This is a genomic window from Paenimyroides marinum, from assembly GCF_900108395.1.
GTDB lineage: Bacteria > Bacteroidota > Bacteroidia > Flavobacteriales > Flavobacteriaceae > Flavobacterium > Flavobacterium marinum.
On sequence record NZ_FNXE01000055.1, the window covers coordinates 1 to 13,837 of the forward strand.

14 protein-coding genes are annotated in these 13,837 nt (G+C 33.3%); 9 read left to right on the forward strand and 5 right to left on the reverse strand.

Annotated elements, in window-relative coordinates:
• The first annotated feature begins 149 nt into the window (after nt 1-149).
• Nucleotides 150-1,262, forward strand: coding sequence for a YARHG domain-containing protein (locus BLW20_RS13235; RefSeq protein ID WP_091102195.1), 1,113 nt, complete (start codon nt 150-152; stop codon nt 1,260-1,262).
• Entirely contained in the window at nt 1,263-1,967 is a 705-nt protein-coding gene (locus BLW20_RS13240) for a hypothetical protein (RefSeq protein WP_091102199.1), read from the forward strand.
• A 249-nt stretch (nt 1,968-2,216) separates the two neighbouring features.
• On the opposite strand, the gene BLW20_RS13245 is transcribed toward BLW20_RS13240, so the two are convergent.
• Nucleotides 2,217-3,125 (reverse strand): DUF808 family protein, encoded by a 909-nt coding sequence (locus BLW20_RS13245; RefSeq protein WP_091102200.1) that lies wholly within the window; start codon nt 3,123-3,125, stop codon nt 2,217-2,219.
• A 65-nt stretch (nt 3,126-3,190) separates the two neighbouring features.
• Here BLW20_RS13245 and BLW20_RS13250 point away from each other — a divergent pair, with 65 nt between their 5' ends.
• Nucleotides 3,191-3,901, forward strand: coding sequence for a class I SAM-dependent methyltransferase (locus BLW20_RS13250; protein ID WP_091102204.1), 711 nt, complete (start codon nt 3,191-3,193; stop codon nt 3,899-3,901).
• A gap of 8 nt (nt 3,902-3,909) precedes the next feature.
• A complete protein-coding gene (locus tag BLW20_RS13255) occupies nt 3,910-4,467 on the forward strand; it encodes a DUF4256 domain-containing protein (RefSeq protein WP_091102207.1) in 558 nt (185 codons plus the stop codon).
• A gap of 221 nt (nt 4,468-4,688) precedes the next feature.
• Here BLW20_RS13255 and BLW20_RS13260 read toward each other — a convergent pair whose 3' ends face one another.
• Nucleotides 4,689-6,146, reverse strand: coding sequence for a hypothetical protein (locus tag BLW20_RS13260; RefSeq protein ID WP_091102212.1), 1,458 nt, complete (start codon nt 6,144-6,146; stop codon nt 4,689-4,691).
• 133 nt (nt 6,147-6,279) lie between these two features.
• Between BLW20_RS13260 and yiaA the strand changes: the two genes are divergently transcribed.
• Nucleotides 6,280-6,738, forward strand: a complete 459-nt coding sequence (gene yiaA / locus BLW20_RS13265) for an inner membrane protein YiaA (RefSeq protein ID WP_091102216.1) — start codon at nt 6,280-6,282, stop codon at nt 6,736-6,738.
• A gap of 14 nt (nt 6,739-6,752) precedes the next feature.
• Here the strand turns inward: yiaA and BLW20_RS13270 are convergent, their stop codons facing one another.
• Entirely contained in the window at nt 6,753-7,538 is a 786-nt protein-coding gene (locus BLW20_RS13270; RefSeq protein WP_091102219.1) for a hypothetical protein, read from the reverse strand.
• Nucleotides 7,539-7,609: 71 nt separating this feature from the next.
• Between BLW20_RS13270 and BLW20_RS13275 the strand changes: the two genes are divergently transcribed.
• Genes BLW20_RS13275 through BLW20_RS13285 form a run of 3 tightly spaced genes read left to right on the forward strand, consistent with a single transcriptional unit; the run spans nt 7,610 to nt 9,372 of the window.
• Nucleotides 7,610-8,227: a TetR/AcrR family transcriptional regulator gene (locus tag BLW20_RS13275; protein ID WP_091102223.1), complete on the forward strand. Its 618-nt coding sequence runs from the start codon at nt 7,610-7,612 to the stop codon at nt 8,225-8,227.
• Nucleotides 8,228-8,237: 10 nt separating this feature from the next.
• Nucleotides 8,238-8,771: a Crp/Fnr family transcriptional regulator gene (locus tag BLW20_RS13280; protein ID WP_091102227.1), complete on the forward strand. Its 534-nt coding sequence runs from the start codon at nt 8,238-8,240 to the stop codon at nt 8,769-8,771.
• Between the two features lie 58 nt (nt 8,772-8,829).
• Nucleotides 8,830-9,372, forward strand: a complete 543-nt coding sequence (locus BLW20_RS13285) for a DinB family protein (protein WP_091102231.1) — start codon at nt 8,830-8,832, stop codon at nt 9,370-9,372.
• On the opposite strand, the gene BLW20_RS13290 is transcribed toward BLW20_RS13285, so the two are convergent.
• Nucleotides 9,369-10,091 carry an MBL fold metallo-hydrolase gene (locus tag BLW20_RS13290; RefSeq protein WP_091102233.1) on the reverse strand — a complete coding sequence of 241 codons (723 nt, stop codon included), beginning with the start codon at nt 10,089-10,091 and terminating at the stop codon, nt 9,369-9,371. The two genes, BLW20_RS13285 and BLW20_RS13290, sit on opposite strands and share 4 nt — an antisense overlap.
• A gap of 50 nt (nt 10,092-10,141) precedes the next feature.
• The gene (locus tag BLW20_RS13295) at nt 10,142-11,614 is read right to left on the reverse strand and encodes an aminotransferase-like domain-containing protein (RefSeq protein WP_177165098.1); all 1,473 of its coding nucleotides are present in this window, start codon (nt 11,612-11,614) and stop codon (nt 10,142-10,144) included.
• A gap of 77 nt (nt 11,615-11,691) precedes the next feature.
• Here BLW20_RS13295 and BLW20_RS13300 point away from each other — a divergent pair, with 77 nt between their 5' ends.
• Nucleotides 11,692-13,578: a TonB-dependent receptor plug domain-containing protein gene (locus tag BLW20_RS13300; RefSeq protein WP_143037812.1), complete on the forward strand. Its 1,887-nt coding sequence runs from the start codon at nt 11,692-11,694 to the stop codon at nt 13,576-13,578.
• The last annotated feature ends 259 nt before the right edge of the window (nt 13,579-13,837 follow it).

The window sequence follows — 13,837 nt, forward strand, 5'->3', positions numbered from 1 at the left end:
GGCTGACCGACTAATTTCTTTTCTGTATCTTTATTGCTCATATTTTTGATTTGTCGTAAAACCAAAATATGAAAAAAGGAGCTAACCACAATGGGAAGCTCCTTAATTTTGAAAAGTTAGTCGGTTAGTAGTGATTAAATTAATAGATTATGAAAGGTATATTATTTATTTTCTTTTTATTGCTATCGATTGTGGGATATGCTAATGACGGAGCGTATTTTATGAGCGGAAATCAATTAATACCTATTAAAGAAACAAGTATTGAGGTGCGTAAAGAGATTTTGTCCTTAAAACGCGTGAACAATGACTTTTTAGAAGTAACGGTTGATTATACATTCTTTAATCCGGAAAAGAAGGTTAAGACAATTTTAGTTGGTTTTGAAGCTTTTTCTCCTTCTGGTGATGCAGATTTCTTTCCTAAAAACGGCCAACATCCCTATATGAGTGATTTTACGGTTAACTTAAATAAAGAGATCCTTTCGTATGAAATTTCGTACGTATCAACAGAAAATCATAATAAGAAATTTTCTTTACAAGAAATAGAAAAGAATCGGGAAGAACTTGATTTTGCGGAGTTTTATTATGTATATCATTTTAATGCGACGTTTAAACCTGGTGAAAACCATTTGGTGCATACGTATATGTTCCGTTTGTCCGGATCGGTTGATTATTTATACGATTTTGAATATATTTTAACAGCTGCAAATCGTTGGGCAAACAATCAAATTGATGATTTTACGTTAAATATAGATATGGGTAATTATCAGGATTTTTACATTAATCAGACTTTTTTTAAATCTGTTGAGAGATGGACTATAAACGGTAGCGGAGAAAAAATAAGTAATTTTATGAAAGAATATCGAATGTCTGAAGGTGATACAGCATCAGCTTTTTTTATTCAGAACGGAACCCTTCAATTTAAGGAGAAGAATTTCCATCCAAAAGGAGAATTGTTTTTGTTTAATCCCCGTTTTTTCTTAATTAAAAATACTTTCAGTTTAGAAAATAACCTTCCATTTAATAAAGATGTGGCTGTTTTTTTTGATGAGATTGAGAACAAAGAAGCGCTGAAAGTATTACAAAATTTGCCTTATGCCCGCAGAGGTTATATTTTTACCAATCAGGTTTTAAAGGATTATTACGAAAAAATGCCTTGGTATGTTCCAAATAAAGAGTATGTACCTGAACCAAATAAGTTAGAGGAAGCAGAGCTAAAATGGCTAAATGACCTTGAAAAAATCAAAGTAAAAAACACAAACTAAATGAACTTAACGAAACAAATAACAAGCATTATTATAGGTATGTTGCCTTTTTTTATGAATGGTCAAAATTCATATAGTCAGAAAAGAGAATACGGATTTAACGGCAAGGTAAAAAAAGTAACCTCATATATGGTGCATGTTTCTAAATATCAGATACCGGTTGATACACTTGATTATTTTGGTAAAAGCACCATTAATTTTAACGAAAAAGGCGATGTTATAACTTATAACAGAATGTATGACCTGCCGAATCATCAATTTAAAAGCAGTGCGGTTTATTCGGGAACCGGGAAAAATATCTCGTATAAAGAAACAAGTAAATTAAACGATGAATCGGCTAAAGTGATTAATTACAAATTCATCTGGACAGATGCTTTAAATTATAAAATAGAATCGGCCTCAGAAACTGCAGATTTAAGATTTATTACTTTAAATACCGATTTTACAATTGATAAGGTGGTGTTTAAAATAAATGGATATCAGTCTGAAGAAAAAGCGTCTTATCATTATAACAACGAAAATCAGTTAGAGAAAATTGTTTACAAAGTAATTTCAACAGAGAACGACATTACTACGGTGAAAGATGATGTACGCATCATTCAGTCTGTTGATGTTTTCAATAACGCCACGGTTATTTATTTCTATGAAAAAGAATCTGCTCGTGTGCCTAAATCGGTACTTTTCAGATACTATGAATATTATTAAACGAAATGATTATCGGAAAGCTTGTCCCAAAGAGAATGTATTAACCCGTCGTCAGTTCGAGCCCGTCGAGAACGTATAATTAACAACTTCTCGATAGCCTGTCTTGAGCTTACCGAAAAGCTTCAGTGTGTTATGCTATTCGAAGCAACGTCTTATCTATATACAATAAATCGTAATAAATATAATTTGATACGACGTTTCAGACAATCATTTTAAACTAAAAAAGAATCAATTTAATGATTCTTTTTTTTAAGGTGATGTTTTCTTAAGAAAGACCTTTTTAAAAAGAGTAACAAGTGTCAAAACAACAATTCCGGCAACAATACCGTAAGCAAATTGCTTTAACATCGACGGAACTGTTGGTGAAAAATGATGCAGATAATCGATGTTATGGTCAAAAATGCCACCCGAAACCAACAATAAAGCAATGGTTCCAATAACTCCTAAAGCTTTAATTACAAATGGAAGTGCTTTGATTAGTAAATTTCCAAGAGTTGCTAAAATACCGGTTTCTTTTTTAGATTTTTTTATCAGCTTATAACCGGTATCATCCATACGAACAATTAACGCTACAATACCGTAAACACCTATAGTTGCTACAATTGACACTATTGAAACCGTAACAATTTCTACAAGAAACGGATTAAACTGAGATTTAAGTGCTTCGTAACCTTCTTTTGCAGCAGCCAGTGCAATAATGACAATTTCTAACGATAAAATAAAATCGGTGGTAATTGCCGATTTAACTTTACTTTTTTCAGCATCTTTACTATTTTCAGGAATTTGTTTTGATTCTTCAATAACCTCGACCCCTTTTTTCTTTCTGTGAAATAAAAACTCAACGATTTTTTCAACCCCTTCGTAGGCTAAGTAAAATCCGCCAATAATTAAAATAATTTTGATAGCAGGCGAATACAGCCATTCCAACAGAAAAACAAAAGGAACAATGATCAGTTTATTGATAAACGAACCTTTCATGATTTTCATTAATACGGGAATTTCTCTTGAAGAAAGAAAACCGGTTGCTTTTTCGGCATTAACAGCTAAATCATCGCCTAAAATTCCTGCTGTTTTCTGTGTTGCAATTTTACTGGTAACGGCAATGTCGTCCATTAAAGCAGCGATGTCGTCTAAAATTGCAAAAAAACCTGATGCCATAAAGTTTATGTTTTGAATGTAAAAATATAAATTTATCTTTAGTTTCGTCTTTTTAATTTATTATTATGATAAAAAATATCTATGAACCAGAATATGTAAAACAATTATTCAACCAGATGTCAGGTTCTTATGAACGCGTAAATTATATTACATCGTTTGGATTTTCAATTCGTTGGCGTAGACAGTTCTTAAATAAATTAGGATCATCAGACCAAAATTTAAATGTTATTGACATTATGTCTGGTTTAGGCGAAAATTGGGTACATCTAAAAAATAATTTTCAGAATGCTAATTTTTCTGTATTGGATTTTTCGGAACAAATGATTATTAAATCAACCCCAAAAGCACAAAAAGTTTTTGGAGATAAAGTACAAATTATTTGTGCGAATGTTTTACAAAATAACCTGCCTGCCAATCATTACGATTTTGTGTCGTGTGCATTTGGTTTAAAAACTTTTAACGAAGAGCAATTTAATATGCTGGCTAAAGAGTTAAACCGAATATTAAAACCGGGCGGCAAGTTTACTTTTGTAGAGGTTTCCAAACCCGGAAATAAATTATTATCTTCATTGTATGGGTTTTATGTAGGTAAGATTATTCCCGTCTTTGGAAAGATATTTTTAGGTAATCCACAAGATTATAAAATGTTATGGATTTATACCAATCATTTTAAAAACAGTAAAAGAATTAAACATATTTTTGAAAACAATGGATTAAAGGTAGAGTATTCAGACTATTTTTTTGGATGTGCCTCTGGAATTCAAGGAACTAAGTAAATCAAACTATGAAAAATAAATTATCACAAGAAGAACAATCGAACTTGTTAGAAACCTTAAAAAAACGTTTTGCAAAAAATATGCATCGCCATAAGAATATCGATTGGAATGATGTTCAAATCCAATTAGAAACAAATCCGTTGACAATAGAAGTGTTATTTAAAATGGAAGAAACCGGTGGCGAGCCAGATGTTGTGGTGTTTGATGAAAAATCGAAAGAATTGATTTTTTGTGATTGTTCTAAAGAAAGCCCGAAAGGCAGACGGAGTTATTGCTACGACCGAGCTGCATTAGATGCGCGTAAAGAGCATAAACCCGCAAACAGTGTGATTGATGCAGCGAAAGAAATAGGGGTTAAATTACTAAATGAAGAAGAATACCGTGCGTTACAAGCTTTAGAAGCTTTTGATACTAAAACATCGAGCTGGATTGAAACACCTCAAAAAATCCGCGATTTAGATGGTGCTTTGTTTGGCGATTTTAGATACGATACCGTGTTTTTCTATCACAATGGCGCATCGTCTTACTATGCTGCCCGTGGCTTTCGTGGGTTGTTAAAAGTGTAGCTTCTTTATGAAAAACGTATTTGCTATTACTTTTTTATTACTGCTTTTTAGCTGTGTGTCGTCTGTATCACTTACTAACAAAACAAACCCTGACTGAAGTGTTGCAAACGATAAAGTTTCTGTTTTCTGAAAAAATTACGGAAAAGAATATACCGTTTTGGGAGTAGGAACTGTATCCGAAGGCAGCGTTACCAAAGCACAATGGTTGTATTTGAATAAACCTATGATTCTTTTGATCGCCACAAATCAACAAACCAGTTTATAAAACTTAAGCTAAAAACGTCCTGATTTTCTTTTTGGTGTTGCATGGAGGTTATTTTGTCTTTAAACGATTGGTTTTTAATAATGTCGGTATTTAAAAGATATTTTTCTATAAGCTTAACAAAATCAATAATTCGCTGTTCGTTTACCTGTGTTAAGTATTTTTTGTATCTGTTTTTAAAACTCTGCAAACGGGAAATTGCATAATCAAAATTATCAAACTGGGCGTGCATTAAAATCTCAATCAAATTTTTACGAATCGTCCAAACAACCCCCATTTTCTTTTCGTACCAAATATCGGTGTGTAATAGTTTCGCAAAACTTTTTAAAGCCTGTCTGTCGTTTTGTTTTGCTAAATAGAAAGCTTCGCAAAGTTGTAAGTCAATCACATCTTCAGCAGAGAACTTTTTGGGTAAATTATTTAATTCGTTGCTAACATTGTGTAAGGCTGCTTGTTTATTTCCTGTAAAATGTAAGTTTAAACTTTTTAAAATTACAAAACGATGTTTGAACAAATTGTAATATAAACCGCTCTGTTGCTGCATCTGTGTTTGCATTTGATTTAAATAGTTCTCAGAATCAGTAAAAAGTTTATTTCTAAAACAAAAATTTGCCAGGTAATACAATATGTGAATGTGATAATACAGTTGATTTTTTCCGGCAAATTGCTGGTTGATCATTGTAGCAGCCTTATTGACGTAGGTTTCAATTAACAAAAAATTCTGCTGAATATTTGCATATTCGTTTGCCAGATGTAAAATTTGATAAATTGATTTGTAATTGAAAAAATCGGTTGGTTTTAAATGATATGTTTTTGCAATTTGTGTAATTAAATCAGTTAGGTTGATTATTTCTCCGTTAGTTTGTGTGTTTTTAAAAGCTTGCCTTATAACGGCATAAGCCATATTAAATCGTGTTTCTTTATTTAACAGCTCTTGGTTTTTAAGTATTTTATTAATTAATACTTCCAAACTTTCTTTCTCATTAAAAAAAATATATTGAAGTTTTGTTTGCAAAATTTCATGTAACAAACTATATAATTCCAATTCTTCTGCCTTTTTCTCTGCTTTCTGTAAACATTTAAAAGCGGGTTTGTGTAAGCTGTTTTCTAATAAAAACTTACTCACAACCAATAAACGCAAAGCCTCATGTGCCTGGCTATGATTTTTTTCAAATGTTTTGTTGGATAAAAAAAGAATTAAACTTTCGTACAAACGTTTCCTTAACGAATGGTATGCATCTTTATTTTTATCTGAACCATACAATTTTTCTAATTTTATTAAATCGTCAGTTTTTAAAATAGAGAACAGTTCAATGTTTTTTACATCATTCCGTTTGTTTTTCTTTTTTAGAAAAAGCTTAAACTCTTTTATTTCATTGATATTTAATAAGGATATTAATTCTGAAAGTGCGTCCATTATTTATCATTTCAAAAACAGAAATAAAGATATTCAAAATTTATTATATCGACAGTTTTGTATAAAATATAGTTTTATATGCAAAAGATTATGGCAGACATTTGCTGTATCAAAATCACTTAAAATTAGTATTATGGAAACAGTTAACACGCAAAACAAAGAGAATAAAAAGCAAACAACAATGCGTAATCCTTTAAAACCAACGCCGGCGTTCATAGGTGCTTCATGGATGGTACTTTTCACAGGAACCATTTCTTACTGTGTAGGTTTATGGAATGCCACTATGGAGTTAAACGAAAAAGGCTATTATTTTACCATTTTACTGTTTGGTTTGTTCGCAGTAATATCGGTTCAGAAAACGGTGCGCGATAAAGCCGAAGGCTTAGAAGTAACCGAACTTTACTACGGTTTAGCATGGTTTGCAACAATAGCATCGCTTACTTTATTGGTTATTGGTCTGTGGAATGCAGAGTTGTTGTTAAGTGAAAAAGGTTTTTACGGAGTTTCGTTTATATTAGCCGTTTTTGGTGCAATAGCCGTACAGAAAAATACCCGAGATGCCAAGTTGATCGATGATCAGGATAAAATATAAAAACAAAACCCGCTTTATAGCGGGTTTTGTTTTTTAGGAATCCCGATAGTGTAAATCACAAAACCTGATTTGGCTTTCTTTTTTTCAATTTCCCAATGAAAATGGTTGCTGTTAGTTACTTTTTGTATTAAATCCTGCATTTCATCTACAGAATAAGTACGTAAACTGGATACAACACCATCCCACAAAACCACAATTGGAATAATCGGGATAAGATAAGTAAAAAACAATCGTAATAGGCTAAAAGGTTTGATAAACGGAGTGGTTAGCAAAACACTGATTGGTGATAAAAGCATGGCAATGATACTGGGTAAACTTCGGTCCTGAATTTCAAAAATGCCTATGGGCTGGTTTTCATCAACGGCATTCTGTAAAATCGTTATGGCCTGATTTGGTTTAAAATGGTGGAACGATAAAAACATCGTTCTAAAACCTTTTAGTGATTTGGTAACATTCATTCCATTTACAGGATTTTCATAATAGGTAAAATAGGAAAATTGCTTTGCAACATTCGCATAAGCTGTTTTATTGGGATATAAATCGGTCAACACAATTTGTAAATCACTGTTTTGTTGTTTTAATTGTTTCGCTAACCAGATTAATCCGCCACCACTGCCCGAACCTAAATCGATTATTGTTGCTGAATTAAGCTTTTGTAAAGTTTGGTTTATTTCAGGAATAACGGGTTGATATACTTTTGCTTTGTTTGATAAAAACTGCAAAAAATCGGTTACGAACTTTCTTAAAAATGATGGAAACCATTTTTGATCTTCGAATTCAAAAAGATGTATGCGTTTCATAGTGATTGATTTAATGAAATTTTGTAATTTTAGACCAAATGTACTAAAAAATTAGACCGCTTGTACTAAAAATGAAAAAAAGTAAAGAAAAAATTTTACAAAAAGCCTTAGAACTCTTTAATATTAACGGATTTGGAAATGTTTCCATTCGGCAAATTGCAGCCGAACTAAACATCAGCCACAGCAATTTAATCTATCATTACAAAACTAAAAACGATATGGCTGATGCACTGCATACAGAATTACTTCAAAAGGCAGTAGCTTTAAACGCTTCGGTAAAAAAATCTGAAAATTTTATTGAAGATTTGTTCAATTCCACCAAAACCGGATTTGAAATTTTATATGATTATCGTTTTTTTATGATTGATCTGAATGAGATCCTAAAAGAAAATGCTCCATTAAAAAGTGCTTTTTTGGAAGTAGAAAAAGTGCGAAGTAAAATGTATAAAGATGTTATTGAAAAGGGTATAATTCAAGGAAATTTTCGGAAAGAGCTGTATGAAAATGAATACGATTTCTTTATTGAACAGATAAAAATCTACAGCGATTCGTGGATCACTTCGTCTCAGATTTATCATTCAGGTAGCACAAAAAAAGATGTTATAGATCATTATGTGGGTTTGTTTATAAAAATGTTTGTGCCGTATTTTACTGAAGATATCCAAACACAATTTCTGAAAATGTTTTAAATCAATACCCATGAAACCATTTGATATTTTAGAATTATTCGAGACGAATAACTTATTTACCAAGCAAATTTTTTTAGATAGAAACGACTATTTAACCACGCAAGGTAACTTAGATACCAATATTTATTTTATTAAAGAAGGCAGCGTAAAGATTTTTGTCATCAACGAAAACGAAGAACAAATTATCCGTTTTGGATATCAAAATAACATGATAGCATCGTTAGATTCGTTTTTGTCTAACCAACCTACAGATTTTTACATTCAGGCAATTAAAAAGACAGAAGTAAAAGTAATTTGCAAAGAAGATTTAAAACAGTTTTTCGATTCAAATACCGACTATTTAAAATTATGGATTGCCGTTCTTGAAGATATGGTATTACAGCAGATGGAACGGGAAAAAGATTTATTAATATCATCGCCAAAAGAACGATACGAACGGGTTTTAAAAAGAAGTCCGCAGCTTTTTCAGGAAATTCCCAACAAGCACATTGCAAATTATTTAAGAATGAAGCCTGAAACATTATCTCGTTTAAAAAAATCTTGATTTCAATCAATTTTTAATTAAATTGAAATACTGAAATTTGTAGCAAAAAGAGAGAGAGATGGTTATTTTAAGCAACGATTTAATCAAAGAATTAAAAAATCTTACAAAGGAACATTTGACTTTTGCCGAAGAATTATTGTTAAAATCAGATGAGGAGTTGAACAAACGATTGTCAGACAATAGTTGGAGTGTGCTGGAATGTTTACAACATTTAAATTTGTATGGCGATTTTTATCTGCCAGAAATTAAAAAAAGAATCGAATCGTCCTCTACAAAAACCGAAAAGGTATTTAAAAGTGGTTGGATAGGTAATTATTTTGCACAAAGTATGTTGCCAAAAGAAAAGCTGAATAAAATGAATACCTTTAAAGCTATGAATCCCATTAACAGTGCTTTAAATAAAACTACAATTACTGAATTTATTAAACAACAACAACAATTTTTAGATTTGTTAACCGCGTCAGAACATATCAATCTGAACAAAGTAAAAACAAGTATCAGTATTACCAAAATGATAAAATTAAAATTGGGAGATACCTTCAGAATTGTTATTTACCATAATAAACGGCATGTTTTACAGGCAAAAAAAATACTTTCTTAAAACTGAATAAATGGAGTTGTTAAATCGTGATAAAGCAAAATACGCCAGTGATTTTCTTTTGCTTGTTGTTCCCAGATTTTTCTTAATTCCATAGCTTTATGTCCGTCATAATCTGTTTTAAAAGCAATAGGTCGTTTTAAGTATCCGTTAGTAGGCAAATCATCTGCACCGTAAAAAAACATTGCATCTGATTCGTTGATCCAGAATACCTGATGAAATTTAGAATGTGCACCGGTAACTTTAAAGCTAACTTCGGGCGTAATATTGCCTTCATCTTCGTTCAGCCAGATAATGTTTGGCAGCGTTTGTAATTCTTTTAACAATTCTATATTGTAAGACGGACTCTTGGTTTGCTGTAATGCAAAATCGAATTCGCGTTTTTGTATGTAAATAGTTGCATTTGGAAAATTTTGAAAGAATACATCATTCTGAAAATATCCCAGTCCGTCGGTATGGTCTTTGTGTAAATGCGAAATTAAAATTTTTGTGATGCTGTTGACTTCTATCCGGTTTTCTTGTAAACGTTTCAAAACAACAGGTTGGTTATCTTCTAAGAAACCTAAACCGGCATCCAGCAAAAAAACATCTTTTTCAGTTGAAACAACAAAAGGTTGAATGGCTAATTTGATGCTTTTGCTTTCGTCATTTATTTCTAAATAAGCAAAATTCTTGTCGCCATCTACTTTAAAATTTCCTTGTTTAATTACCGTAATGTCCATTTTTATTTAAATTTATATGAAACACAGTGTTTTTTGATGTTTAAATTAATTTAAGACAAAATATCATCATACGCTTTTCTCAGATTTTCAATTGCGTAATCAATTTCATCCACAGTTAAATGACCAAAACCCAAGCGAATACCACAAATGCTTTTTGTTTGATATAAAAGGTATCTGGGCAATGTAATATCGTAATTTTTCAATTGATTTACCAGTTTTCCCAGAGCAATATGTTTTTTAAACCGTATAAAAACCGCCAGTCCGCCGGTGGGTTTGTGGTATTGGATTAGATGCCCGAAATAATGATCTAAAGCCTGATGCATGGCATCTCTACGGGCTTTGTATAAGAGGATTTTCTTTTTAATTTGCCGGTGCATTTCGCCTTCATAAATCAGTTCGGCTACAATTTGTTCTTTGATTAAATCGCCTTGCGGATCCATCATTTTGTACAGGTTTTTTGCTTCAGAAATTAAATTGGCAGGTGCCACTATAAAACCGGTTTCAAAAGTAGGAAACAAAGCTTGTCCTGTTTTTCCCAAATAAATAACTGAACCGTGAGCATCTATACTTGTTAAAGGCTGAACGGGATTTCCTTCAAACTGAAAATCATAGTCAAAATCGTCTTCAACAATTGCAAAACCGTACTCTTTCGCAAGTTGTAAAAGTGCTGTTCGGCGTTGATTACCTAAGCTGTACGTTGTGGGATAATGTCGATTAGGTGTACAATAGATCAGTCGGATGCTGTTTTTCGTAAAGTTTTCTCTGATGAAATCAATAGCTAAACCATTCTCGTCAACCGGAATTGTTTTTATAACTGCTTTTGCCTGGCTAAAAATCATATTGGCGGCAAAATTGCTCAAATTTCCTACTAAAACAACGTCATTTGGTTTTATAAGCAGTTGCGAAATCAAATACAGACTCATTTCGGTACTTCGGGTAATAAGTATGTTCTGCGGGTTGCTGTGGAAATTTCGGGTTGCATTCAGATAATTGCACAATTGCGTGTTTAAAAAAGATGAGCGGTCAAACAAAAAAGTATTCCATTTTTTTAGGAGGGATGTTCGTTGTAAAGCGGCATTATACCAGCGATTGTACTGATGGTTGCTGTGTAAACGGATATCGGTCTGCCCGTCGTTAAAAGAATATTCCGTATCCGCTTTTTCATAAGGCGTTACCAAATGGGTATTTTCATAAAATGGAAACCCGGTTTTTTCCGGGTAGGTCGCAACAGTTTGTTTCTTGCCCTTTTGTTTAAAGGGATGCAGCACAAACGTACCTTTATTGGCCACAATCGCTACCCAGCCTTGCGATGCCAGTTCGTCATAAACGGCAACAGCAGTATTCCGATGAATTTTTAACAGCCTGCTTAAAGAACGTGTTCCGGGTAAAGCGGTTCCTTCATCTAAAGTCTTATTTTGGATAGCTCTAATAAGGTGTTGTGCTATTTGCAGATAAACAGCGGTTTTGTCATTCTTATCAATGGAAACACTTTGCAGAACTATATCTTCAACCGGACTATTCATTATTTTTATTGTGGACTATCTATAAAGTTTTGCAAATTACGAATTTTGCCACTGTTTTTATCAAAACAAATAAAAAAATGAAAAACAAATACTTATTATTAGCCCTACTAACCGTTCCGGTTGTTGTAAATGCACAAATCAATCCAGAAGCAGACGAAGTGTTAAATGAAATCATTATTCAGGAAAACCGTATGCAGATTCCGTTTCAGCAATCTACCCGAAATATTCAGGTACTGACGAAAGAAGAAATTAAAAAACTGCCTGTTTCATCGTTAAACGAAGTATTGGCTTATGTAAGCGGTGTTGATATCCGCCAGCGGGGACCATTTGGTTCACAAGCAGACATAAGTATCGATGGAGGTTCTTTTGAACAAACAATGGTTTTGTGGAACGGTGTTAAAATGGGCGATGCACAAACGGCACATCACTCTATGAATTTACCCATTCCGTTAGAAGCTATTGAACGAATTGAGGTTCTAAAAGGTCCGGCAGCTCGTATTTACGGCATCAACGCGTTGACCGGAGCCATAAATATCGTGACAAAAACACAAGTAGATGATTTTGTACAAGTTCATGCTTACGGTGGCAGTTCGTTTAAAAAGAAAGACGAAGGTGATGGCAGCGGAATGTATGCAGGTGGTGGTGTTCAGGCAACTGCAGGCATTAATAAAGGAAAAACCAGTCATTTGTTGAGTATTGGTAAAGACGGTTCAAACGGTCAGCGATACAACACGGCGGCTGATAATTTAAAGGCAATGTATCAGGGGAACGCTCGTTTTAACGAAAATCATTCCATGAACTGGATGGGCGGTTATATTGACAATGAATTTGGAGCTAATGGATATTATGCCGCTCCGCATGATAAAGAATCGTACGAAATTGTTCAAACGCTGTTGTTTAGCGTGGGTAGTAACCACCGCATTAATGATCATTTGACGATTAAACCACGCGTTAGCAACCGATACAACGAAGACGATTACCGTTTTTACCGAAACGATTTAAGCAAAGCACGTTCGCTGCATTATACAAATGCATTTATGTTTGATCTGAACGGAGTCTACACGTCTGAAATTGGTGATTTTGGTGTGGGATATGAAATGCGTTTAGAGGATATCAGCAGCTCTAATCTTGGTACACATGACCGTAAAAACCATGGGTGGTTTGCCGAATATAAAAATACTTTTTTTGAGAAATTGCTGGTAAACGTAGGTGCCTATTGGAATTACAATACCGATTATGGTTTTCAGTGGTATCCCGGAGCCGATGTGGCTTATTGGCTGAATAACAACTGGAAAATACAGGCAAGTGTGGGCAGTAGTCAGCGCATACCTTCGTTTATCGATTTGTATGTAAACCAACGCCCCGGAAATATTGGAAATCCCGATTTAACACCCGAAGCTGCCTGGCAATATGAATTCGGTGCGAATTATTCAAAAGCAAATAAACATTTTACGGCAAGTATTTTTGAACGAAAAATTTCAGATTTTATCGATTGGACCCGATCATCATCTGATGATCCTTACCAGCCACACAATATAGGCAATCAGGTAATGCGCGGAATAAATGTCCGTTACCGTCAAGATGTGGCTATTGGCGATCATCAAAAGTTTGGCTATTCAATAAGCTATCAATATCTAAGTCCGAAAAAAGAAGATGCATCAACGCCAACCGCTTCAAAATACACCATTGAAAGCTTGAAACATCAGGCAATTGCCGGGGTGAATTATACGATAAATGATTTCGGAATCCAGTTTCAAAACCGATACATTAAACGAGAGCTGAACGATGCGTACTTTGTTTCTGATCTGCGACTGATGTATCAGTTTCCATCTTTCCAGATTTATACGCAGGCAACCAACTTGTTCAACAGTACCTATAAAGAAGTTGCCGCCGTGCCCATGCCCAACCGCTGGATACAGTTAGGTTTAAATTACAGATTTAGTAATAAAAAGGCTTCCGAATAGGAAGTTTTTTTGTTATTGGTTGTTTTTTATTGTGTATTTGTTGGTTTTTTTGTTATATTTAACAAATATTAATTTAAACACAAAAACTTATGAGTAAAATTACGCTTTTATATTTGTTTCTGTTTTCAGGAATTTCTTTTATCACCAGGGCACAGGTAACCTTAATACCTGATGCAACTTTTGAACAACTGCTTGTTAATATGAACATTGACAGTGATGGGATAATCAATGGGCAAATTTTAACCAGCGATGCACAAAA

Coding starts and splice junctions, on each gene's coding strand:
- BLW20_RS13235 (WP_091102195.1), top strand. CDS start 150: ATGAAAGGTATATTATTTATTTTCTTTTTATTGCTATCGATTGTGGGA.
- BLW20_RS13240 (WP_091102199.1), top strand. CDS start 1,263: ATGAACTTAACGAAACAAATAACAAGCATTATTATAGGTATGTTGCCT.
- BLW20_RS13245 (WP_091102200.1), bottom strand. CDS start 3,125: ATGGCATCAGGTTTTTTTGCAATTTTAGACGACATCGCTGCTTTAATG.
- BLW20_RS13250 (WP_091102204.1), top strand. CDS start 3,191: ATGATAAAAAATATCTATGAACCAGAATATGTAAAACAATTATTCAAC.
- BLW20_RS13255 (WP_091102207.1), top strand. CDS start 3,910: ATGAAAAATAAATTATCACAAGAAGAACAATCGAACTTGTTAGAAACC.
- BLW20_RS13260 (WP_091102212.1), bottom strand. CDS start 6,146: ATGGACGCACTTTCAGAATTAATATCCTTATTAAATATCAATGAAATA.
- yiaA (WP_091102216.1), top strand. CDS start 6,280: ATGGAAACAGTTAACACGCAAAACAAAGAGAATAAAAAGCAAACAACA.
- BLW20_RS13270 (WP_091102219.1), bottom strand. CDS start 7,538: ATGAAACGCATACATCTTTTTGAATTCGAAGATCAAAAATGGTTTCCA.
- BLW20_RS13275 (WP_091102223.1), top strand. CDS start 7,610: ATGAAAAAAAGTAAAGAAAAAATTTTACAAAAAGCCTTAGAACTCTTT.
- BLW20_RS13280 (WP_091102227.1), top strand. CDS start 8,238: ATGAAACCATTTGATATTTTAGAATTATTCGAGACGAATAACTTATTT.
- BLW20_RS13285 (WP_091102231.1), top strand. CDS start 8,830: ATGGTTATTTTAAGCAACGATTTAATCAAAGAATTAAAAAATCTTACA.
- BLW20_RS13290 (WP_091102233.1), bottom strand. CDS start 10,091: ATGGACATTACGGTAATTAAACAAGGAAATTTTAAAGTAGATGGCGAC.
- BLW20_RS13295 (WP_177165098.1), bottom strand. CDS start 11,614: ATGAATAGTCCGGTTGAAGATATAGTTCTGCAAAGTGTTTCCATTGAT.
- BLW20_RS13300 (WP_143037812.1), top strand. CDS start 11,692: ATGAAAAACAAATACTTATTATTAGCCCTACTAACCGTTCCGGTTGTT.